This window comes from Micromonospora sp. NPDC005197 (assembly GCF_040608295.1).
Taxonomy (GTDB): Bacteria; Actinomycetota; Actinomycetes; order Mycobacteriales; family Micromonosporaceae; genus Micromonospora.
In genome coordinates this window covers 1-20305 of record NZ_JBEXHY010000097.1, presented here as the reverse complement: position 1 = coordinate 20305, position 20305 = coordinate 1, and the positions used below count along the sequence as shown (strand labels likewise).

General features: G+C 73.3%; 24 protein-coding genes. 11 read left to right on the top strand and 13 right to left on the bottom strand.

Translation table 11 applies throughout. The features are described 5' to 3' along the window. Positions 1-65: 65 nt before the first annotated feature. Positions 66-1397, bottom strand: a complete 1332-nt coding sequence (locus ABZU46_RS24420; protein ID WP_354861369.1) for an extracellular solute-binding protein — start codon at positions 1395-1397, stop codon at positions 66-68. A 145-nt stretch (positions 1398-1542) separates the two neighbouring features. Between ABZU46_RS24420 and ABZU46_RS24415 the strand changes: the two genes are divergently transcribed. Further along, complete coding sequence (locus tag ABZU46_RS24415; RefSeq protein WP_354861367.1) at positions 1543-2376, top strand: phosphoribosylaminoimidazolesuccinocarboxamide synthase; 834 nt, start codon at positions 1543-1545, stop codon at positions 2374-2376. Between the two features lie 34 nt (positions 2377-2410). Here ABZU46_RS24415 and ABZU46_RS24410 read toward each other — a convergent pair whose 3' ends face one another. Together ABZU46_RS24410 and ABZU46_RS24405 are read right to left on the bottom strand one after the other, a co-directional pair. Continuing rightward, positions 2411-3307: a hypothetical protein gene (locus tag ABZU46_RS24410; protein WP_354861365.1), complete on the bottom strand. Its 897-nt coding sequence runs from the start codon at positions 3305-3307 to the stop codon at positions 2411-2413. Positions 3308-3324: 17 nt separating this feature from the next. Continuing rightward, on the bottom strand, positions 3325-3618 hold the full coding sequence (locus ABZU46_RS24405; protein ID WP_354861363.1) for a hypothetical protein: 294 nt from the start codon (positions 3616-3618) through the stop codon (positions 3325-3327). Between the two features lie 104 nt (positions 3619-3722). Here ABZU46_RS24405 and ABZU46_RS24400 point away from each other — a divergent pair, with 104 nt between their 5' ends. After that, the gene (locus tag ABZU46_RS24400; protein WP_354861361.1) at positions 3723-4172 is read left to right on the top strand and encodes a hypothetical protein; all 450 of its coding nucleotides are present in this window, start codon (positions 3723-3725) and stop codon (positions 4170-4172) included. 21 nt (positions 4173-4193) lie between these two features. Here ABZU46_RS24400 and ABZU46_RS24395 read toward each other — a convergent pair whose 3' ends face one another. Together ABZU46_RS24395 and ABZU46_RS24390 are read right to left on the bottom strand one after the other, a co-directional pair. Then, on the bottom strand, positions 4194-4643 hold the full coding sequence (locus ABZU46_RS24395) for a YbaB/EbfC family nucleoid-associated protein (protein WP_354861359.1): 450 nt from the start codon (positions 4641-4643) through the stop codon (positions 4194-4196). Positions 4644-4715: 72 nt separating this feature from the next. Next, positions 4716-5138, bottom strand: coding sequence for a DUF3592 domain-containing protein (locus ABZU46_RS24390; protein ID WP_354861357.1), 423 nt, complete (start codon positions 5136-5138; stop codon positions 4716-4718). 190 nt (positions 5139-5328) lie between these two features. Here ABZU46_RS24390 and ABZU46_RS24385 point away from each other — a divergent pair, with 190 nt between their 5' ends. Beyond that, entirely contained in the window at positions 5329-6267 is a 939-nt protein-coding gene (locus ABZU46_RS24385) for a ribose-phosphate pyrophosphokinase (protein WP_354861355.1), read from the top strand. Positions 6268-6291: 24 nt separating this feature from the next. Here the strand turns inward: ABZU46_RS24385 and ABZU46_RS24380 are convergent, their stop codons facing one another. Then, positions 6292-6747, bottom strand: coding sequence for an ATP-binding protein (locus ABZU46_RS24380; protein ID WP_354861354.1), 456 nt, complete (start codon positions 6745-6747; stop codon positions 6292-6294). Positions 6748-6864: 117 nt separating this feature from the next. On the opposite strand from ABZU46_RS24380, the gene ABZU46_RS24375 reads away from it, so the two are divergent. Beyond that, positions 6865-7986, top strand: a complete 1122-nt coding sequence (locus ABZU46_RS24375) for a DUF5931 domain-containing protein (RefSeq protein WP_354861352.1) — start codon at positions 6865-6867, stop codon at positions 7984-7986. A 14-nt stretch (positions 7987-8000) separates the two neighbouring features. Then, entirely contained in the window at positions 8001-8648 is a 648-nt protein-coding gene (locus ABZU46_RS24370; protein WP_354861371.1) for a response regulator transcription factor, read from the top strand. A 5-nt stretch (positions 8649-8653) separates the two neighbouring features. Here ABZU46_RS24370 and ABZU46_RS24365 read toward each other — a convergent pair whose 3' ends face one another. The 3 genes from ABZU46_RS24365 to ABZU46_RS24355 form a co-directional block, all read right to left on the bottom strand. Beyond that, on the bottom strand, positions 8654-9226 hold the full coding sequence (locus ABZU46_RS24365) for a DUF5709 domain-containing protein (protein ID WP_354861350.1): 573 nt from the start codon (positions 9224-9226) through the stop codon (positions 8654-8656). An 88-nt stretch (positions 9227-9314) separates the two neighbouring features. Beyond that, positions 9315-10118: an ATP-binding protein gene (locus tag ABZU46_RS24360; protein WP_354861348.1), complete on the bottom strand. Its 804-nt coding sequence runs from the start codon at positions 10116-10118 to the stop codon at positions 9315-9317. Further along, a complete protein-coding gene (locus tag ABZU46_RS24355; RefSeq protein WP_354861347.1) occupies positions 10118-11113 on the bottom strand; it encodes an SDR family oxidoreductase in 996 nt (331 codons plus the stop codon). The genes ABZU46_RS24360 and ABZU46_RS24355 overlap by 1 nt, the downstream gene beginning before the upstream one ends. 229 nt (positions 11114-11342) lie before the next feature. Here ABZU46_RS24355 and ABZU46_RS24350 point away from each other — a divergent pair, with 229 nt between their 5' ends. Further along, positions 11343-12542, top strand: a complete 1200-nt coding sequence (locus ABZU46_RS24350; RefSeq protein ID WP_354861345.1) for a glycosyltransferase — start codon at positions 11343-11345, stop codon at positions 12540-12542. Positions 12543-12588: 46 nt separating this feature from the next. On the opposite strand, the gene ABZU46_RS24345 is transcribed toward ABZU46_RS24350, so the two are convergent. From ABZU46_RS24345 to aroA, 4 genes are all read right to left on the bottom strand, one after another. Then, positions 12589-13476, bottom strand: coding sequence for a hypothetical protein (locus ABZU46_RS24345; RefSeq protein WP_354861344.1), 888 nt, complete (start codon positions 13474-13476; stop codon positions 12589-12591). 26 nt (positions 13477-13502) lie between these two features. Then, positions 13503-14321: a histidinol-phosphatase gene (gene hisN, locus ABZU46_RS24340; protein ID WP_354861342.1), complete on the bottom strand. Its 819-nt coding sequence runs from the start codon at positions 14319-14321 to the stop codon at positions 13503-13505. Between the two features lie 28 nt (positions 14322-14349). Beyond that, complete coding sequence (gene rsgA, locus ABZU46_RS24335; RefSeq protein ID WP_354861340.1) at positions 14350-15360, bottom strand: ribosome small subunit-dependent GTPase A; 1011 nt, start codon at positions 15358-15360, stop codon at positions 14350-14352. Positions 15361-15481: 121 nt separating this feature from the next. Continuing rightward, entirely contained in the window at positions 15482-16783 is a 1302-nt protein-coding gene (aroA, locus tag ABZU46_RS24330) for a 3-phosphoshikimate 1-carboxyvinyltransferase (RefSeq protein WP_354861339.1), read from the bottom strand. 102 nt (positions 16784-16885) lie between these two features. On the opposite strand from aroA, the gene ABZU46_RS24325 reads away from it, so the two are divergent. The 5 genes from ABZU46_RS24325 (at position 16886) to rsrA (ending at position 20189) form a co-directional block, all read left to right on the top strand. Next, positions 16886-17596, top strand: coding sequence for an SOS response-associated peptidase (locus ABZU46_RS24325; protein ID WP_354861336.1), 711 nt, complete (start codon positions 16886-16888; stop codon positions 17594-17596). Positions 17597-17793: 197 nt separating this feature from the next. Beyond that, positions 17794-18186 (top strand): WhiB family transcriptional regulator, encoded by a 393-nt coding sequence (locus ABZU46_RS24320; RefSeq protein WP_007464737.1) that lies wholly within the window; start codon positions 17794-17796, stop codon positions 18184-18186. A 52-nt stretch (positions 18187-18238) separates the two neighbouring features. After that, complete coding sequence (locus tag ABZU46_RS24315; protein WP_354861334.1) at positions 18239-18856, top strand: alpha/beta family hydrolase; 618 nt, start codon at positions 18239-18241, stop codon at positions 18854-18856. A gap of 216 nt (positions 18857-19072) precedes the next feature. Then, the gene (locus ABZU46_RS24310) at positions 19073-19900 is read left to right on the top strand and encodes a sigma-70 family RNA polymerase sigma factor (RefSeq protein ID WP_354861333.1); all 828 of its coding nucleotides are present in this window, start codon (positions 19073-19075) and stop codon (positions 19898-19900) included. Between the two features lies 1 nt (position 19901). Beyond that, positions 19902-20189 (top strand): mycothiol system anti-sigma-R factor, encoded by a 288-nt coding sequence (gene rsrA / locus ABZU46_RS24305; RefSeq protein WP_007464731.1) that lies wholly within the window; start codon positions 19902-19904, stop codon positions 20187-20189. Positions 20190-20305 lie beyond the last annotated feature (116 nt).

Sequence of the window (20305 nt, the reverse complement as noted above, 5' to 3'; positions counted from 1 at the left end):
GGGCGGCGGGGCGGCGGGCCGGGGCGGACGGCGGGCGTGGCTGGCGGCGGTGGGCCGCCGGTGGGTCAGGCCGCCAGGGCGGCGTTGGCCTGGGCGAGGAAACGTGAGGTCGCCGCCCGCGTGCCGGCACGCCGGGCGCGGAGGCTCTCCGCCGCGGTGACCAGCAGGGAACGCACCTTGGGATGGCCCTTCGGCGGTGGCGCGGGGGCCGGCCCCAGCTGGTCGGCGATGCTGGCGCCGAACGCGGCGGCGCGCTGCTGAGCCGGGTCGGTGATGCTGCCCTCGGTGTAGCGGCGGACGGCGAGGCTGGCGTTGAGGCCCCGCTCGTGGCCGAGGACGGTGCCCGCCTCCCCGTTCGTGGTCAGAAAGTTGATCACGTCAGCCACCGTGTCCGCGTGGCGGGTGCCCCGGAACCCCGCCCAGTACATCGACGCCCGCGCCCACTGGGCGCCCGGCGGGCCGGGGAAGCCCACCACACCCAGCTCGGAATCGGTGAGTCGTTGCAGCTCCGGCAGCTGGTGGGACCAGGCGAAGGACGCGGCGGTCAACCCGGTGACCACCAACTGCCGGGCCGGCTCCCCGCTGTCGGCCTGGTCGACGAGGGCCGCGCCCGGCGTGGCCCGCCCGGTGCGGGCGCGCTGCCACAGCTCGAACCAGGCGATCAGCTCCTCGGCGCCAAAGCCGAGCTGCCGCCCGCGGTAGAACTCGCCGCCCTGGGACCGTAGCCAGAGCCAGAGGGCGCGGTAGTCGCCGGACGCGTCCATCGTGCCGGCCACCTGGCCGTCGCTCGCCTCGGTGACCTGCTGCGCCCAGGCGAGGTAGTCCACCCAGGACATCCCGCCGCGCGGCTCGGGCACCCGCAGCTCGCGCAGCAGGTCACGGTTGAAGACCACGGCCGCGAGAGTCTGCCCGGCGGCCACCGCCATCGTCCGCCCGTCCACGGTGCCGTAGCGGATCAGACCCTCCGGCAGGCCACGCAGGTCCAACCGGTGATCGGCGGTCGCTTCGGTGAGGTCGAGGGCGATCTGGCGTTCGGTGTACTCGGTCAGCATGGCGTCGTCGAGCTGGATCAGGTCCGGAACGTTGCCGCCGGCCGCCTGGGTGGCCAGCCGCTCGTAGTAACCGTCGGCGCCCTGCCAGGTGATCCGGAAGCTGACCCGCGGGTTGCGCTGCGAATACAGCCGAAGGACCTTTTCCGTCAACTCGGCCCGCTTCGTCCCGCCCCACCAGAAGACCGACAGCTCGATCGGCCCGTCCTGGGTTGAGGTGTCGGCGCCATCGCTGCATCCGGCCAGCCCACCGGTGGCCAGCAGGGGAGCGCCGAGCAGCGCGGTGAGCACTCGACGTCGGCCCGGGTCGGCGCCGAAACGGGCGATCGGGGGACGGACAACGGGCACGGGGTCTCCTGGCACGTACGGACGGGTCGGACCATTCACGCAGGCGGCGCAGGAGGGTGTCAACGTCCGTCCGGTCACCCGGCAGCCCGAGGGCGGTACGGGTGCCGGAACGGGCCCGGCGTCGCCGCGTGGTGTACTAGGGCGCGTGGAACTTCTGCACTCGGGCAAGGTCCGGGACGTGTATGCCGACGGCGACGACCTGATCCTGGTCGCGTCGGACCGCATCTCGATCTACGACGTGGCCCTCCCGACACCGATCCCGGACAAGGGTCGACTGCTCACCGCCCTCTCGCTGTGGTGGTTCGAGCAGCTCGCCGACCTGGTGCCGAACCACGTCATCTCGGCCACCGACGTGCCGGCCGAGTTCGCCGGGCGGGCCATCCGCTGCCAGCGGCTGGACATGGTCCCGGTCGAGTGCGTCGCCCGGGGTTACCTCACCGGCGGCGGCCTGCGGGAGTACGAGCGCACCGGCGCGGTCTCCGGCGTACCGCTGCCGCGCGGGCTCGGCGAGGCGTCGATCCTGCCCGAGCCGATCTTCACGCCGTCGAGCAAGGCGCCGGCGGGCGAGCACGACGAGCCGATCACGTACACCGACGTGGTGGACAAGGTGGGCGAGGCGACCGCCGAGCGGCTGCGACAGATCACCATCGACGTCTACCGGCGTGGCGCCGAGCTGGCCGCCGACCGGGGCATCCTGGTCGCCGACACCAAGATCGAGCTGGGCTGGGCGCCGGACGGCACCCTGGTGCTCGCCGACGAGCTGCTCACCTCCGACTCGTCGCGGTTCTGGCCGGCCGAGTCGTACCAGCCGGGCCGGGTGCAGTTCTCCTACGACAAGCAGTACGTCCGGGACTGGGCCACCGGCAGCGGTTGGAACAAGCTGCCTCCGGCGCCGGACGTGCCCGCCGAGGTCGTCGAGGCGACCCGCGCCCGCTACGTCGAGGTCTACGAGAAGCTCACCGGCAACCGCTGGGAGTGAACGCGGCGCCGGGACGGGTGTCGTCCCGGCTCGCTCAGTGGTTCCAGGCGTCGCCCCCGAACAGCCGTGCCCACAGGTTGTCCACCACGCCCGAGGTGCCCCAGACGGTGTCCCCGTCGCCGTCCGAACCGGCCGGCGCGACCTGGGTCCCACCGCCGTAGATGAGGTAGCCCGGCCCGGTCGGTGAACCCACGGCGTGCCGGGCGCCGCTGTGGATGCCGTAGCCGACGAAGTCGCGCTCCCACTTCGACAGGAACCCGGCGGCCACGTTGTCGAGCCCGTCGACGGTGGCCTGGACCAGACCCTTGAGCACCTCGGTGTCGCCGGTGCCGAGCTGGGTGCCGACGTCGAACGAGGCGGCGCCCGCGATGGCCGCCGCTCCGCCGGTGGCGATCGCCTCGGCCATCGCCTCGATCCCCTTCAGGAAGCTGAGCGCCGAGGCTGCGAACGAGGTCGCCGTCGCCTCGGCGGACGCCGCGGCGGGCGCTCCGACGACGGTCGCCGAGGCCGCCGCGATGAAGGTGGCGAAGACCGCCAGGATGGTGGACACCACCGCGTACGCCACGACGAGGCAGAGCAGGGCGGCGCCGACGCAGAGCATGGTGACGCCCACGGTGATCGCCAGCACCTGGGTGCCGACGACCTGCGCGCCGTAGGCGTTGATGTGCACCCCGAACGCGTCGCGGTCCTGACCGCTCCACTGGGCCGACGTCAGGGTCGCGACGGCGTCGTCGAGGTTGTCGTGGGCGGTGCCGAGTTGGTCGTACATGGCGAGCCAGTCGCCGCCCTTGCGCATGATCGTCTCTGGGTCGCACTGGTTGAAGTAGACGATCTGGGCGATGGGCCAGGCGGCGGGGATGACCGCGGCGGCCAGGCTGATCTCCACCAGCGCGATCTTCGCGGCTGCCGCGGGGTAGGTAGGGTCTGCCATGTCGGTCTCCGGCGTCTTCAGCGGGGGACGATGGTGCTGGCGGTCTCCGCGGCCTCCCAGTTGTCCGCGGTGCGGACCAACCGGGACCGGACCTCGGTGAGGTGCTCGCGCTTGGTGCGCAGTTGCTCCTCGACGAACTCGACGGCGCCGACGTAGGCGACCGCGAGTTGCGGCACCACCGAGGTGAAGTTGCTGTGTTCGATGGCGCGGGCGGACGTCAGCAGCTCGGCGCAGGCGTCCAGGGGCGGCCCGACCTGACGTTCGATCGTGTCGCCGAGCGCACGGATCGCCGGCGGATCAACCTCGATCATCGACTCTCCCCGTGTACGTGATCGATGTTCATGGTGCCGGAGCGCGGACAGCCTAACAGGATCATGGATGGGCGGGGGTGCCCGTCGCTGGTAGCCTGCGACCCATGGCATCCGGACGGTCCGCGTCGACGCCCCCCGATGACTACGTGACCCGGATGGCCCGCCGGCCGCGCTGGCAGCGGGTCCTGGTGCCGATCCTCATGGTCCTGGTCCTCCTGGTGTTGCCCGTCGGCCTCGGCCGCAATCTGATCGGCGCCGAGCGGGTGAGCATCCAGGTCGAGTCGTGCGACCTCGGCGGTCCGAAGGCGACCGAGCGGTGCCGCGGCACCTGGAGCATGGCCGACGGCCGGGTGGTCACCGGCCCGGTGGGCGGCGGCTCCCCGCGCGCGGGGGAGCAGGTCGACGGCTGGGCCAACGGCGAGCGGGCCACCGTCAACCTGATGAGTTGGCTCATCGCCCCGCTGATGGTGGGCTCGGTCCTGTTGGCGGTGATGGTGGCGCTCGCCGTCGTGTTCGTGCGGGCGGCCGCGAAGCGGGCGCGGCAGGGCCGCTGACCCGCTCCTGGCCGGCTCGGGTCAGACCCCCAGTTGACGCCGCAGGCGTTCCAACATCTCCGTGCTCTCCCGGATCGGCCCGCTGACCATGTCGTTGAGCTGCGCCAGCTTGGCCTGCGCCGCCGCCGGGTCGTGCAGGACCGCCGCGGGCCCGGCCGGACCACCGAACTCGCGCATCACCTCGGCGGTGGCCCGCTGGAGGTCGGCCCGCGCCGCCCGAAGGAGGCCGGAGATCAGCTCCGCCAGCTCGGCTGCGGGCATGCGCAGCGCCCGCGGATCGATGTGCAGCTCCTGGGCGGGATCCTCGGCCGTGCAGGTGACCCGCACCAACCCGTTCTCGCTCTCCGCGTGACCGGTCAGGCCGGTCAACCGGCCGCGCAGCTCCTCGCCGCGGCCCAACTGCTCCCGCATCCGCGCCGTTAGCTGCGCCATCACGTCCGGAGTTGGTGTGGTGCCGATCGGCCCGGTCATCGTGCCCCTCCCGCTGTCGTCTGCCTGCGCGGCCGACGGTACCCACCGCGGCCAACCACTGTGGAGGGCGGATCAGCTCAGGACCGAGAAGACCACGATGCCGACGGCCAGCACGGTCGCGCTCACGCCGAACAGCGAGACGAACGGCACGACCACTGAGGACGTTCCCCCCAGAGCCGGCGACTCGACCAGGATCCGGGTCGGACGGGAGGGCTCGTGCACCACGGTGACCGGCCCGGGCGCCGTCGACAGCGGGGTCTGCCGCCAACGCCCCGGCGTCGCGGTGACCACGGAACGGTCGACGGTCTGGTACCGAACGACGGGGTAGTAGGTGCGCGGGCCGTGGCCGAAGGTGACCGGACGGAGCTCCACCACCTCGCCCGGCACCCGGACGCCCCGCCGCAGCAGGCCGAGGTCCCGCCAGAAACGGACGGCCGCGTACGCCATGCCGGCCAGACCGAGGCTCGCCATGATCGTCAGGACCAGGTACGGCATCTCGTCATCCTCTCGGATCGCGCAGCGAGCCCGGCCGCGTCGGTGGAGTCGAAGACGATGCACCGCGAGGAGGTGGTGCCCTGGTCGATGGCGGCGACGTACTCGGGGGTCACGGCAGCACCGTACCCAAAGCGGCGGCGCGGAGCGACCGCCGTCACGTTGGCCTCCTCGTCGCCTACGATGTGCGAACGTGCGCGACATCGCCGTTTTCAGTGGAACCGCCCATCCCGACCTGGCTGCCGAGATCTGCGCCCACCTGGGGGTGCCGCTGCATCCGGTGCGGGTCTCCCGGTTCGCCAACGACTGCCTGGAAGTGCAGTTGCAGGCCAACTGCCGGGAGCGGGACGTCTTCCTGATCCAGCCGCTGGTGCCCCCGGTGCAGGAGAACCTCGTCGAGCTGTTGTTGATGATCGACGCGGCGCGGGGCGCGTCCGCCGGCCGGATCACTGTGGTGCTGCCGCACTACGCGTACGCCCGCTCGGACAAGAAGGACGCGCCGCGGATCTCGATCGGCGCCCGGCTCGTCGCCGACCTGCTCACCTCGGCGGGGGCGGACCGGGTGCTCGCGATGACCCTGCACTCGCCGCAGGTGCACGGCTTCTTCAGCGTCCCGGTGGATCATCTGCACGCGCTGCGCGAGTTGGCCACCCACTTCCGGCGCTACGACCTCAGCAACACCGTGGTGGTCTCGCCCGACCTGGGCAACGCCAAGGAGGCCGCCGCCTTCGCCCGGCTGCTCGGCACGCCGGTGGCGGCCGGTGCGAAGCAGCGGTTCAGCGACGACCTGGTCAAGATCAGCGCGGTGATCGGCGAGGTCGCCGATCGGGACGTCATCGTGCTGGACGACGAGATCGCCAAGGGCAGCACGGTGGTCGAGCTGATGGAGCACCTGCGTGGCCTGAAGGTGCGCTCCATCCGGCTGGCCTGCACGCACGGCCTGTTCTCCGGCGACGCGCTGCGGCGGCTCAGCGAGCAGGACGGCGTGTTGGAGATCGTCTGCACCAACACGGTCCCCATTCCGGCCGCGAAGCGGGTCGGGAAACTCCAGGTCCTCTCGGTGGCTCCCGCCCTGGCCGAGGCCATGCGCCGGATCCACAACGGGGAATCGGTCTCGGCCCTCTTCGGCTGAGCCCGCCCGCGCCCCGGCCCGGTCTCAGCGCTGGGTGCGGTCGGTGGCGGCGAGGGTGGCGGTGATGCGGACGGTGGTGCCGGCGGCGCTGGTGGCGATCTCCATGGCGTCGGTCAGCTCCCGGGCCAGCCAGAGACCCCACCCGCCGGCCGTGTCCGGGGCGGGCCGACTCCGGTCGCCCAGCCGCTGCGGGGTGATGCCCTGCCCGTGGTCCGCCACCTCGCAGAACAGCGCGCTGGGCTCCCGCCAGAGCCGCAGCCACCCGCGCCCACCGCCGTGCCGCACCGCGTTGGTGATCAACTCGTTGACCGCCAGCACGAAGTCGTCCAGCCGTTGGCCGTCGAGGCCGGAGGCGTGCGCGCAAGAGGTGACCGAGTGTCGAATCTCGGTCACCTGGGCCTGCTCGAAGGCCTCGGCGATCAGGAGGGAGGGTTCGATGGGCACAACCGTACGCGGTGCGTGCGGATCTGCATTCGTCATGGCCCGTCCCGACAGCGGATCTCGGAGTATTCGCGGCTTTTCAACCGTACGTCAGGGTTACGTGAGGCGCACTCCGTGACCCCGCGCCGTCGGCCCGGCTGTGGCATCCTGGCCGCCATGCCGTCGCCGCCGGGTGGTTTCGAGGTGCCGCTCTGGCGGGCGCTCACGGTGTTCCGGGTGGCCTCCCTCGGGTACGTTTGCGCGCTCGCCGTGCGCGACGCCGACCGGTACGACCACCCGTTCGCCGTTGGCGCCCTGCTCCTGGCGATGATCCTCTGGACCGGGGCGACCGCCGTCGGGTACGCCCGGCCCGCCTGGCGCCGCTGGCCGCTGCTGCTGGCCGACCTCGGGGTGGTGGTCGCCATCGTGCTGTCCACCCCCTGGGTGATCGGACGGGAGGCGCTCGCCCACGGCGTACCCACCCTGGGGGTTGCCTGGATGGCCGGCCCGGTGCTGGCCTGGGCCGTCTCCGGCGGCCGGCGGCGGGGCACGGTGGCCGCGCTGCTGGTGGCCGGCGCGGACGTGGCCACCCGGGAACGGATCAGCCAGTCCTCCTTCACCGGGGTGATCCTGCTGCTGCTCGCCGGGGTGGTGGTCGGCCATGTCGCCCGGCTCGCCGTGGCCGCCGAGGAACGCCTGCAACACGCGGTGGAGCTGGAGGCGGCCACCCGGGAGCGGGAACGACTGGCACGCGACATCCACGACTCGGTGCTCCAGGTGCTGGCGCTGGTGCAGCGGCGCGGCGCGCACCTGCCCGGCGAGGCCGGCGAACTGGCCCGGCTCGCCGGTGAGCAGGAGGCCGCCCTGCGGGCACTGATCGCGGGCACCGCACCGGCCGCCGCCGGGGCGGAAGTGGTGGACCTGCGGAGCCTGCTCGGCCGGTACGCCTCGGCGGCGGTGTCGCTCTCGGCCCCCGCCACGCCGGTGACCCTGCCCCGGCAGGTGGCCGGCGAGTTGGCGGCGGCGGCCGGCGCGGCCCTGGACAACGTGGGCCGCCACGCCGGCGGGCGGGCCTGGGTGTTGATCGAGGATGAGGGGGAGACCGTGACCGTGTCGATCCGTGACGAGGGGCCGGGCATCCCGGACGGCAGACTGGTCGAGGCCGCCGCGCAGGGACGGCTCGGCGTGGCCCAGTCGATCCGCGGTCGGGTGACCGACCTCGGGGGTACGGTCCGGATCATGTCGACCCCCGACGCGGGCACCGAGATCGAGCTGATCGTGCGGAGGGTGCAGCGGTGACGGCGGTGCGGGTGATGGTGGTCGACGACCATCCGATGTGGCGCGAGGGCGTGGCCCGAGATCTGGCCGAGGCTGGCTTCCTGGTGGTGGCGACCAGCGGCGAGGGGCGGCAGGCGATCCGGGTCGCCGCCGCCGCCCGACCCGACGTGGTGGTCCTCGACCTGCAACTACCGGACATCTCCGGGGTCGAGGTGGTCGTCGGGCTGCGCGCCGCGCTGCCCGAGGTCCGGGTGCTGATGCTCAGCGCCAGCGGCGAGGAGCAGGGCGTGCTCGACGCGGTCAAGGCGGGCGCCACCGGCTACCTGGTGAAGTCGACGGCGCCCGCCGCGTTCCTCGACGCGGTCCGCCGCACCGCCGCCGGTGATCCGGTCTTCACGCCCGGCCTGGCGGGGTTGGTGCTGGGGGAGTACCGGCGGATGGCCGCCGGGCCGGGACAGGGCACGAGCGGGGACGCGGAGCCGGGAATGCCCCGCCTCACCGACCGGGAGACGGAGGTGCTGCGCCTGGTGGCCAAGGGAATGTCGTACAAGCAGATCGCGCAGCGGCTCGGCCTGTCCCACCGCACCGTGCAGAACCACGTGCAGAACACGCTGGGCAAGCTGCAGCTGCACAACCGGGTCGAGTTGACCCGTTACGCGATCGAGCGTGGCCTGGACGACTGATCGGCTCAGACCGAGCGCGGCGGCTCGGTCTCGTGGATGGCCAGCTCCTCCGCGGTCGCCCCGCCACCCGCCGACCCGGCGTCGTACGCCACGGAGTCGGTCTCCTGGTCGGTGTGCGCCCCCTCGTCCGGTTCCACGAGCCGGCCCACGGTGGCGTCGGCGACCGTGCCGAGCTGGCCGTGGTCGTAGAGGGAGACCGGCGAGTTGGGATCCGAGGTGGGCCCCGGGTCCATCACGTCGGCGTCCAGCTGGGCCTCCGCCGCGGCGGCCTCGTTCTCCGCCTCGAAGGCGATCTTCGGGTCGACCGGGCCGGCCAGGGGGTCGTCCACCGGGCGCTCGTAGACCTCTCGGTCGAGCTTGTAGTCCAACGACTCCCCGTCCAGTTGCTCCTCGGCGGTCGTCCCGAAGCGGTCCACCGCCACCGGCGTCCGGTCGCCGGGCAGCTGGGCCGGCTCCGGGCCGTCCGCCTCGCGTCCGGTGAGCACGTCGTCGTTGGCGCTCGAGTCGTCATCGGCGGTGTCGGGCAGCCCCTCCGCCTCGGTGTCGGACACGGGGGTCGGGTACTCGTTGTCGCGCATGTCTGATCACTACCCGCTGCCCTCCCGCCGTAACCGGAGCACCGCCGGTCATGCGGCGGCGAACCGGACACCGGGTGCGGGAAGCCCGTCAGCCGTGCGCCGCCTCGTCGTCCGGATGCAGCACGCACCAGACGACCTTGCCGTCCGGCACCATGCTGGTGCCCCACCGGCGGGCCACGGTGTCGATCAGCAGCAGACCCCGGCCACCCACCCGGTTCGGCGGGGACAGACCGGCGAACGTGGGCCGGCGCGACGAGTGGTCCCGAACCGCCAGGCGCAGGGTGTGGTCCTGCGGCGCCAACCGGACGCTCATCGGGGTCCGGGCGTGCGTGACCACGTTGTTGACCATCTCGGTGACCGCGATCTGCGCCGGCTCGGTCAGGGCCGGCATGCCCCAGCGCGCACAACCGGTGGCGACCAGCTCGCGGGCCTGCCGGGCGGACTCCGCGGTCGGCGGCAGCTCGGCGGTCAGCACCGCCGCCAGCGCCGCGGCGACCGCGGCCAGCGCGGCGTCGAGGGTGGGCCAGGCCGGCACACCCGCCAGGACGGCGTCGGGGCGACCGGGCCCGGAGACCGCCGGGTCGCACAGCAGCAGGTCCGCGGCCGGCCAGTCGGCGATCTCCCGGCGGACCTCGGCGAAGACGCTCCGTCCGGCCGGGTCGGTGACCCGCAGCCCGGTCACGTCGGCGACCACCGGGCCGGGCCGGTCGCTGAGCCGTGCGAGCAACGCGTCGTGGACCCGGTCGGCCTCGGCGGTGTCGAGCACCCCGCTCAACCGGATGACCGGGGACGACTCGTCGACCTCCACCCGGCAGCGCTCGTCCACCGGGATGGTCGCCTCGGGGCGTGGCCCGCGGACGAACGGCGCGTCCGGTCGATCGACGCCAGCCATCAGTGATCCGACCGGGAGCGGCGGTTGATGGCCATCGTGCCGACGGCGGTGCCGGCCGCGGCGAGACCGAACGCGGCGGTCATCCGCACCAGCTGACGCCGCCGACCGTGCCAGCCACCGCCGCGGCTGGCCTGCCCGTCGGCGTGGAACACGTAGCCGGTGCTGTCCAGCCGCGCACCCGGACCGAACTGGGTGCGGTGGACGTACCAGCCGAGGGTGCGCTCGACCAGCGCCGGCGCCAGCCGCCACTGCAGGCCGAGCAGCCGCGCGGCGCCACCGGCGTACGCCTCGCGACGCGGCCGGCGCAGCAACCGCACGATCGTCTCGGCGACCACCTCCGGCGGGTAGATCGGCGGGGGTGGCACCAGCTCGCGACCGCTGTGGTTGGCCGCGTGCCGGAAGAAGGGGGTGTCGATGGTGGCCGGCAGCACGGTGCAGACGGAGATCTGCCCCCGACCGGTGACCCGCAGCTCCTGCCGGACGGTGTCGGTCAGCCCGCGGATGCCGTGCTTGGCCGCGTTGTACGCCGACTGGTAGGGCATCGCCACCTCGGCCAGCACCGACGCGTTGTTGACCAGCACGCCGCCGCCGGCCGCGCCGAGGTACGGCAACGCGGCCTTGATGCCGTGCACCGTGCCCAGCAGGTTGACCTCCAGCACGCGCCGGAACTCGGCGACGGGGATCTCGTCGAACAGGCCCACCGCGCTCACCGCGGCGTTGTTCACCCAGGCGTCGATGCGGCCGAATTCGCCCACCGCGCGGTCGGCCAGCCGCTGCACCGACTCCAGGTCGGTCACGTCGGTCGGGACGGCCACCGCCCGGCCGCCCAGCTCCCGGCAGCGCTGCGCGACCTGTCGCAGCGCGGGCTCGCTGCGGGCGGCGAGCACCACGGCGGCACCCCGGCGAGCCAGCGCGTACGCGGTGGCGGTGCCGATCCCGCTGGACGCGCCGGTGATCACCACGGTCGAATCGTCGAGGGTGCGGGTCAGCGGCATTCTCCAGCGGTACCCCCGGGCGGGCCCGGTCATACCAGCAGCCGCCCGACGATCATCGGCGATCCGTCCGATACGTCGTCGAATCGGGGCTCATGTGGTTGCCGTGGCGCAAGTGTCGGCGGCACTCGCGGTGACTGTTCCCGATCTGCCAGGTTTCGGCTCGGGGCTCCGAGGTTAATGGGACGCTCTGACCGGGACCGCCGAGGAAAAGATCGCAGGGAGGTGACCCATGCGCGTCGGCCTCGTCTGCGCGCACACCAGCTCGTACCGGCACGCCGACGGCCCGCCGGTCGGCACCCAACAACACATCGCGCGGGTCGCCGCCGAGCTGGCTGGCAGAGGCCACGATGTCCGCATCTACGAGCGCCGGGACGACCCGGACCTGCCGGCGACTGTGGACGTCGGCGGCTACCGGGTGCACCGGGTGCCCGTCGGCCCGGCGACCGCCCTGCCCACCGCCGGTCTGATCCCGCACGTCACCGAGTTCGGGCGCTGGCTGACCGACGAGTGGGGCGGCGCCTGGCGCCCCGAGGTGGTGCACGGGCACTACTGGATCGGTGGCCTGGCCGCCGCGCACGCCGTCCGGGAGACCGACATCCCGGTCGTGCAGACCTTCCATTCGCTCGGTGTGGAGCAGCTGCGCCACCTGGGCGGCGAGTACGACGGCCCGGGGGAGCGGATCCCGCTGGAGCGGGCGCTGACCCGGGCGGTGGACATCGCCGTCGCCCAGTGCAACGACGAGGTGGACGAGCTGACCCGGATGGGTCTGCAACGTACCTCCGTGGCGATGGTGCCGGCCGGGGTGGACACCGCGCAGTTCCACCCCGACGGCGAGGCGGCCCCGCGCGAACAGCGGGCCCGGATCCTCTCCGTCGGCGGACTGTCCCCGGGGCACGGCCAGGACGACCTGATCCGGGCGATGCGGCTGGTCGGCGACGCCGAACTGGTGATCGCCGGTGGCCCACCGGCCGGCCAGCTGGCCAACCACGCGGAGGCACGTCGCCTCCGCGAGCTGGCCGAGCGGGCCGGGGTGGCCGAGCAGGTGCGCCTGGTCGGGGCGGTGCCGCACGACCAGATGGCCACCTGGTACCGGTCGGCCGACGTGGTGGCCTGCACGCCGCACTACTCCTCGGCGGGACGGGTCTCCCTGGAGGCCATGGCCTGCGGGGTGCCGGTGGTCGGTTACGCGATGGGCGGCCTGGCGGACGCGGTGGTCGACGAGGTCACCGGCCGTCTGGTGCCTCCCGGCGACGTGCGGACGCTCGGGGTCTCCCTGCGCCGGCTGCTCGCCGACAACGCCGGCCGGTTCGCCTACGGTCACGCCGCCGTGGACCGGGTCCGCAGCAGCTACACGTGGGAGCGGACCGCCGGGGCGTTGGAACGTCTCTACGAGCGGGTGGTGAGCCGCCGCAAGCCCGTCGAAGCCTGAGCCGAGAAACCCACGCCGCTCCCTTCGGTGCGGCGTGGGTTTGCGGTCAGACGGGCCGGCCGGCGCCGACCATGGCCCGGTCGTGGCGGTGCGCCACCGAGCGGTGCTGCTGCGGCTGCGCGTAGCGGGTCAGGCCGATCACGGCGGCCAGGGTGACCAGGAAACCGGTGGCGGCCAGCCACTCCCGACCCGGCCAGATCTTGTCGTTGAGCAGCAGCAGGCCGACGATCGCCGCCGGCACCGCTCCGGCGGCGTCCATGGCGGCGACCGCAGCGGTCGTCGAACCGCGCTGCATGGCCAGGCCGAGCAGCAGTTGGCCGACGATCGAGTGGGCGATCAGCAGGTAGAACAGCGGGTTGGCGAGGAACGCCTCGGCCGACGGCGCGGAGGCCAGCGGCCGGGCCGCGACGGCCGCCGAGGAGAACGCCAGCCCGGCCAGCGAGCCCAGGGCCACCGACCCGGGCGCCCCGTGCAGTCGGACGGCGAAGAAACCGAGCACCGCGATGACCCCGAGCGCCACCAGCAGGGCCACCGAGCCAGCGGTGCCGAGCTGCTTCGACGGCGCCGGCCGCGCGGCCAGCACCAGCGCGGTGATCCCGGCGAAGAGCAGCGCCAGCAGGGCCACCTCCGCCACCGGCAACCGCCACTTCAGCACCAGCACGCCGATGATGGCGGTCACCCCGAGCCCGGCCGCCACGCTCGCCTGCACCAGGAACAGGGGCAGGTCCCGCCGGGCCAGGAAGGCGAGCACGAACCCGCCGATCTGGCAGCCCAGCCCCACCAGATACGTCCGGTGCCCGGCCAGTCGCAGCAGCAGACCCGGATCGAAGGTGTGGTGGACGGTGGTGCGCGCCGCGGCCACCGACTGGAGCAGGTTGGCGAAGCCGTACGCAACGATCATCGCCGCGAGGAAGCACCAGCCGGAGGAGACCACCTGGCGAGGATAGAGGTTGCCGGGGGTCAGCGCTCGGCTGGTCGATCCAGCCGAGCGAGGATGTCGGCGTGCAGCACACCGTTGGTGGCCACCACACTGCTCTCGGTGCCCGGCTCGCCGGTCGGGGACGGTCGACCGCCCAGATCCGTGACCGTCCCACCCGCCTCCGTGATGATCGGCACCAGCGCCGCCACATCCCACAGTGACAACTCCGGCTCGGCCATCACGTCCAGTGCGCCCTCGGCCAACAGCATGTAGCCGTAGAAGTCGCCGTACGCCCGGCTGCGCCAACTGGCCCGCAGCAGGTCGAGCATCGCGTCGAGTCGCCCGGCGTTCTCCCACCCGGTCAGCGACGAGTAGCAGACGCTCGCGTCGGCGACCCGGCGCACCGCCGAGACCCCGATCCGGTCGCCTGCGGCCGGGCCCCGCCCGGCGTACGCGCCCGCGCCGGCGCTCGCCCACCAGCGTCGATCCAACGCCGGCGCCGACACCACGCCGACGGCCGGTCGGTCGCCGTCGTACAGCGCGATCAGGCTGGCCCAGATCGGCACCCCACGGACGAAGTTCTTGGTGCCGTCGATCGGGTCGACGATCCACCGCCGGCCGTTCGGATCGGTGGCCGGCTCGGCGCCGTACTCCTCGCCGAGCAGCCCGTCGGCGGGCCGGTGCTCGGCCAGCAGCGCGCGGATCTCCCGTTCCACGGCCGTGTCCGCGTCGGAGACCGGGGTCAGGTCGGGCTTCGTCTCCACCCGCAGGTCGAGCGCCCGGAACCGGGTCATGGCGATGGCGTCGGCCCGGTCGGCGAGCAGGTGGGCGAGGGCGAGGTCGTCGGCGTAGCCGGTCATGCCGGCAACCTAGCCGACGCCTCGCGGGTCACTCGTCGGGCCCGCGCCGGTCACCCTCGCCGGGCCCGCGCTGGTCGCTGTCGCCGCGCGCGTCGCCCTCGCCGGCCCGCGAGGCGAGCAACCGGCGGTACGACGCCAGCCGGCGCGGGTCGGCCTTGCCGGCGGCCACCCAGGCGTCCAGCGCGCAGTCGGTCTCGTCGGCCGTGTGCTGACAGTTGGGCGGGCAGTCGACGGTGCCCTCGACCAGGTCCGGGAAGCCGTGCAGCAGGCTGTCGGCGGAGACGTGCGCCAGCCCGAAGCTGCGGATACCGGGGGTGTCGATGATCCAGCCCGGGTCGGTGTCGACGCCCGGCACCGGTGGCAGCCGCAGCGCCACGGCGCTGGTCGAGGTGTGCCGGCCCCGGCCGATCGCGCTGACCACGCCGACCGCGCGCAGCGCCTCCGGGACGAGGCGGTTGACAAGCGTCGACTTGCCCACCCCGGAGTGCCCGACCAGTACCGACACCTTGCCGCTCAGCAGCGCACGGAGCGCGGCGAGGTCGGAGTCGGGGCGGTTGAGCACGTACGGCAGCTCCAGCTCGGTGTAGTAGCCCAGCACCTCCTCCGGCCCGGCCAGGTCGGCCTTCGTGAGGCAGAGCAGCGGCTCGACGTCCGCGTCGTACGCGGCCACCAGGCAGCGGTCGATGAACCCGGTGCGCGGCGGCGGATCGGCCAACGCGCTGACGATCACCAACTGGTCGGCGTTCGCCACCACCACCCGTTCCAGCCGACCCTCGGCGGTGGTCTCGTCGTCGTCGGCGGTGCGGCGCAGCACCGAGCGGCGCACGGCGATCCGGACGATCCGGGCGAGAGCACCCTCCGCGCCGGAGGTGTCGCCGACCAGGCTGACGCGGTCACCCACGACCACCGACTTGCGGCCCAGCTCCCGGGCCCGCATCGCGGTCACCGTGGGCAGCTCGGCCCCCACCACGCCGCGTTCGGCCCCGGCCAGCACGCACTGGTAGCGCCCCCGGTCGACGGCGATGACGAAGCCGTCCACCGCGTCGGCGTGCTGCGGGCGGGTGCGCGTACGCGGGCGCGACGACTTTCCGGGTCGGACGCGTACGTCGTCCTCGTCGTACTCCCGCCGTTTGGTCGCCAGGACCTGTCCCCTTCTCGCGTCAGTTCTTGCCGGTCACCATCGCTGACCATAGTGCCGGGAACTCGGGCATGGTCTTGGAGGTACACCCCACGTCGTCCACCTCGATGCCCGGAACGGCGAGCCCGGCCACCGCGGCGGCGTGGGCCATCCGGTGGTCGTGGTAGGTGCGGAACATCCCGCCGCGCAGCGGGCGAGGCCGGATCTCCAGCCCGTCCGGTGTCTCCGTGATGTCGGCCCCGAGGGCGGCGAACTCCCGCGCCAGCGCGGCCAGCCGGTCGGTCTCGTGGCCGCGGATGTGCCCGACACCGGTGAAGACCGACGGCGAGTCGGCAAGCATGGCCAGCGCGGTCAGCGCGGGGGTCAGCTCGCTGACGTCGGACAGATCGGCGGTCAGGCCGTGCACCACCCCGGTGCCGCGCACGGTCAGCCCGTTGGTGGAGAGGGTGACCTCGCCGCCCATCCGCTGCAGCAGCGAGCGGAGTTGCTCGACCGGCTGGGCGCTGCTGTGCGGCCAACCCTGCAGGGTCACCTCGCCGCCGGTGACCAGGGCAGCGGCGAAGAACGGCACCGCGCCGGAGAGGTCCGGCTCGATCTCCCAGCCACGCCCGGTGAGCGGGCCGGGCTCGACGGTCCAGACGTCGGGGGTGGTGTCGTCGACGGCGGCGCCGGCGGCCCGCAGCATCTGCACGGTCATCCGCAGGTGCGGCGCGGAGGGCACCGGCGCACCGACGTGGCGCACCACGAGGCCCCGGTCGAAGCGCGGGGCGGCCAGCAGCAGACCGGAGACCAGCTGGCTGGACGCGGACGCGTCGATCACCACCTCGCCGCCGGTGACCCCACCGGTGCCGAGCACGGTCAGCGGGAGGCTGCCCGTCCCGGTGGCGTCGATCCGGACGCCCAGCGAGCGCAGCGCGTCGACCAGCGGGCCGAGCGGGCGGGTGCGGGCGTACGGGTCGCCGTCGAAGGTGACCTGCCCGTCGGTCAGCCCTGCCACCGGCGGCAGGAACCGCATCACGGTGCCGGCCAGCCCCACGTCCACGTGGGCGGGGCCGACCAGCGGGTGCGGCCGGACCAGCCAACGCTCGTCGTCGTTGATCGACACGTAGGTGCCCATCGCGCGCAGGCCGGCGGCCATCAGCTCGGTGTCACGGGCGCGCAGCGGCTCGGCCAGGGTCGACGGCCCGGCGGCCACGGCGCTGAGCACCAGGGCGCGGGCGGTCATCGACTTGGAGCCGGGCAGGCGCAGTGTCGCCGACACCGGGTCGGACGCGGTCGGTGCGCTCCACGGCTGCGGCGGCCGGGTCGCGGTCAGATTCCCCACGGTTACATTCTGCCGTGTCGGCCGGTGAGTGACGCCGACCGGCGGTCGTACTCCCGGTTGGCGGGACAGCAGGCCGGGCCCCCGGCGGGTTAGCGTGAGCCCATGTGCGGCAGGTACGCGACGACCCGTGGCTCCGGCGAGTTGAGCGCGCTGTTCGAGTCGTCCGACGACACCGACGGCGCAATCCGGCCGGATCACAACGTCGCGCCCACCGATCGCGTGCCGCTGGTCCGGCTCACCCCGGAAGGGCACCGCAGCCTCTGTGTCGCCCGCTGGGGGTTTCTGCCGCACTGGTCCCGTTCCGCCGCCGGCGCGGCCCGCATGATCAACGCGCGGGCCGAGACGGTGGCCACCAGTCGGGCGTACGCCGGCGCGTTCACCCGCCGCCGCTGCCTGGTCCCGGCCGACGGCTGGTACGAGTGGGTCCGCCAGCCCGACGGCGGCCGGCAGGCGTACTTCATGACCCCGGCCGACGGCTCGGTGCTCGCCCTGGCCGGCATCTGGTCGGTCTGGGAGTCCGGCGCCGAGAGTCGGCTCACCTTCAGCGTGCTGACCACCGCGGCGCTCGGCGAGCTGGCCGAGGTGCACGACCGGATGCCGGTGCTGCTGCCGCCCGATCAGTGGTCGTCCTGGCTGGGGCCGTGCGACGAGCCCGAACGCCTGCTCGCGCCCGCGTCGCCCGATCGGCTGGCCGGGTTGGAGATCCGCCCGGTCGGGCCGGCGGTGGGTGACGTCCGCAACGACGGCCCGGAGTTGACCGCCCGAGTGTCCGTTCCGCCGCTGCCGGCCCCATCGGAGCTGACCCTGTTCTGAAGATGACAGGCATCGTCGGGCACCGATTTGCCAGGGTTCTGCTCGATTCGTCGCCTGGCCGTTCAGCCATGTTCTCCGTAGCCCCTTGTCCCGGTGTCCAGAAGTGCGATACAACACAGCGCCGGTAGTGGCTGTCGATTCGCACGGGGCGGACGACATCCACCGATCTTGCCGGTCCCACGGGGGAGGTGGGTGGAATGACACGGGCGCGTATGCCCCGTCCGCACGAGGTGGCTGCGGCACGGAGAGATCCGCGGCTGCTGCGGGCCTTGCGAGAACGCCGACAGGACGACGCGTGGCGCACCAGAGGGACGTGCCAGAGCGTCGATCCGGAGACGTTCTTTCCGGCGCCGAACGAACCGGCGGACGCCGCCGTCGCGCTGTGCCGCAGTTGTGACGTGCAGGGTTCCTGCCTGGCATGGGCGCTGGAGGTCGGCGACTGCCACGGCGTGTGGGGCGCGACCACACCCCGCGAGCGGCGGGCGATGCTGGTCGCCTGGCGCGGCGAGGTGGAGCCCGATCCGGACGCGGCCGACGACGCCGGCCCTCCGGTACGCGACCGCCTGCTCACCCTGGTGCCGCTGAGCTGACCGCCGGGGCGAACCATCCCGGTGATCGGCGAGGGCGGCGCAGAATGGGTCGGTGCTGCCCAGCGAAGAGATCAACACGCCCCGCGGTCCGGCGCGGATCGACACCGACCTGCCGGCCCGGTCGGCGACCGCCCTGCTGGTGCTCGGGCACGGGGCGGGCGGCAGCGTGGACGCGCCCGACCTGCTCGCGGTGCGGGACACGGCGGTCGCGGCCGGCCTGACGGTGATCCGGGTGACCCAGCCCTACCGGGTCGCCGGCCGTCGCGCGCCGGCCCCCGCCGGGCACCTCGACGAGGCGTGGACGGCAGTGCTCGCCGCGCTGCGCGCTCGCCACGACGAGGTGCCCACGTTGCTGGTCGGAGGTCGTTCCAGCGGCGCGCGGGTGGCCTGCCGGACGGCCCGCGCGGTGGGCGCCGCCGGCGTCGTCGCGCTGGCCTTCCCGCTGCACCCGCCCGGCCGGCCGGAACGCTCCCGGGCCGCCGAACTGGCCACCGGCCTGCCGACGCTGGTGGTCAACGGCGACCGGGACCCGTTCGGGGTGCCGGCGTCGGGGCCGGGCGTGCAGGTCGTGACCCGGCCGGGTGAGACGCACGACCTACGGCGGGATCCGGCCGGCACCGCGGACGTGGTGCGGGACTGGCTGCGCCGGCACCGCTGGACGGCCGACTGAACCGTCCGACCGTTTCCGCCGCCGGCCACGGGTCGTTGCATCCGTTGGTGCCGCCGGCCCGATTCGGACGGACGGCGCCAGTCCTCCCAGGCCCTTCCTGGTCCCAGCGCCGGCGCCACCGGGGCCGGGACCAGGAACGGGAGAGCCGGGCGGAATGCCCCACCGGTCATCTCGCGTTACTAACCCCGGACGACTTTTCTGCGAGGGGGGTGACCGGTGCCGACCGAGACACGAAGCCTGGAACGGGACGAGCGGGACGCCCGGCAGCTACAGCGGCTGCTGGATGGTCCGGACTGGCCCGTGACAGCGGGACCGGGCGGGGTGGGTGCGGTGAGCACGGGCACACCAGCCGGAAGTGAATCTGTGGGCAGGTCCGTGCGCGTATCCTCGGCGGGAAAGCATCCGACGCGAGGGGATGTGCGGTTGACCACCGAGAAGACGGACGAGCGCAGGGCCCGGTTCGAGCGGGACGCGATGCCATTCGTCGATCAGCTCTACGCTGCTGGGCTGCGCATGACGCGCAACCCGGCGGATGCCGAAGACCTGGTCCAGGAGACCTACCTGAAGGCGTACGCGGCCTTCCACCAGTTCGAGCAGGGCACGAACCTGAAGGCCTGGCTCTACCGGATCCTGACCAACACCTACATCAACTCCTACCGCAAGCGGCAGCGCCAACCGATCCAGGCGCCCACGGAGGAGATCACCGACTGGCAGCTCGCCGAGGCCGAGTCGCACACCTCCAGCGGGCTGCGCTCGGCCGAGACCGAGGCTCTGGACCGGCTGCCGGACAGCGACGTGAAGGAGGCCCTCCAGCAGTTGCCGGAGGAGTTCCGCCTGGCCGTCTACCTGACCGACGTGGAGGGCTTCTCCTACAAGGAGGTCGCCGACATCATGGGCACGCCGATCGGCACCGTGATGTCGCGTCTGCACCGCGGCCGTCGTAATCTGCGCAAGCTGCTCGAGCAGTACGCCGCGGAGCGGGGCTTCAGCCCCGCCCGGTCCGCGAAGGGCTCTGCCGCTGCCGCTGCCGGCCGGGAGGTGTGACGTGAGCTGTGGAAAGCCGCACGAGACGGACTGCCGCGAGGTGCTCGCGGAGGTCTACCTCTACCTGGATCTCGAGTGCGCCGACGAGCGGCGCTCGCTGATCCGGCACCACCTCGACGAGTGCGGGCCGTGCCTGCGCGAGTACGGGCTCGAACAGGAGGTGCGGGCACTGGTCGCCCGTTGCTGCGGCAACGAGACCGCACCCGATCAGCTGCGCGAGCGGCTGCGGGTCAAGCTCACCGAGCTGGTGGTCTTCGAGACCAGCGATTCCCGTGAGCTGGCCGACTGAGCGTCGGCGTACCGATACGGCGAAACACCGGTGGCCCGGGTCGATCTTCGACCCGGGCCACCGGCGTTCCCGGCCGGGGCCGGGGCGGGGTGACCGGGGTCGGGGGCGCGCCCGGC

Coding starts and splice junctions, on each gene's coding strand:
- ABZU46_RS24410 (WP_354861365.1), bottom strand. CDS start 3,307: ATGGCAGACCCTACCTACCCCGCGGCAGCCGCGAAGATCGCGCTGGTG.
- ABZU46_RS24405 (WP_354861363.1), bottom strand. CDS start 3,618: ATGATCGAGGTTGATCCGCCGGCGATCCGTGCGCTCGGCGACACGATC.
- ABZU46_RS24400 (WP_354861361.1), top strand. CDS start 3,723: ATGGCATCCGGACGGTCCGCGTCGACGCCCCCCGATGACTACGTGACC.
- ABZU46_RS24395 (WP_354861359.1), bottom strand. CDS start 4,643: ATGACCGGGCCGATCGGCACCACACCAACTCCGGACGTGATGGCGCAG.
- ABZU46_RS24390 (WP_354861357.1), bottom strand. CDS start 5,138: ATGCCGTACCTGGTCCTGACGATCATGGCGAGCCTCGGTCTGGCCGGC.
- ABZU46_RS24380 (WP_354861354.1), bottom strand. CDS start 6,747: ATGACGAATGCAGATCCGCACGCACCGCGTACGGTTGTGCCCATCGAA.
- ABZU46_RS24375 (WP_354861352.1), top strand. CDS start 6,865: ATGCCGTCGCCGCCGGGTGGTTTCGAGGTGCCGCTCTGGCGGGCGCTC.
- ABZU46_RS24370 (WP_354861371.1), top strand. CDS start 8,001: ATGGTGGTCGACGACCATCCGATGTGGCGCGAGGGCGTGGCCCGAGAT.
- ABZU46_RS24365 (WP_354861350.1), bottom strand. CDS start 9,226: ATGCGCGACAACGAGTACCCGACCCCCGTGTCCGACACCGAGGCGGAG.
- ABZU46_RS24360 (WP_354861348.1), bottom strand. CDS start 10,118: ATGGCTGGCGTCGATCGACCGGACGCGCCGTTCGTCCGCGGGCCACGC.
- ABZU46_RS24355 (WP_354861347.1), bottom strand. CDS start 11,113: ATGCCGCTGACCCGCACCCTCGACGATTCGACCGTGGTGATCACCGGC.
- ABZU46_RS24350 (WP_354861345.1), top strand. CDS start 11,343: ATGCGCGTCGGCCTCGTCTGCGCGCACACCAGCTCGTACCGGCACGCC.
- hisN (WP_354861342.1), bottom strand. CDS start 14,321: ATGACCGGCTACGCCGACGACCTCGCCCTCGCCCACCTGCTCGCCGAC.
- ABZU46_RS24325 (WP_354861336.1), top strand. CDS start 16,886: ATGTGCGGCAGGTACGCGACGACCCGTGGCTCCGGCGAGTTGAGCGCG.
- ABZU46_RS24320 (WP_007464737.1), top strand. CDS start 17,794: ATGACACGGGCGCGTATGCCCCGTCCGCACGAGGTGGCTGCGGCACGG.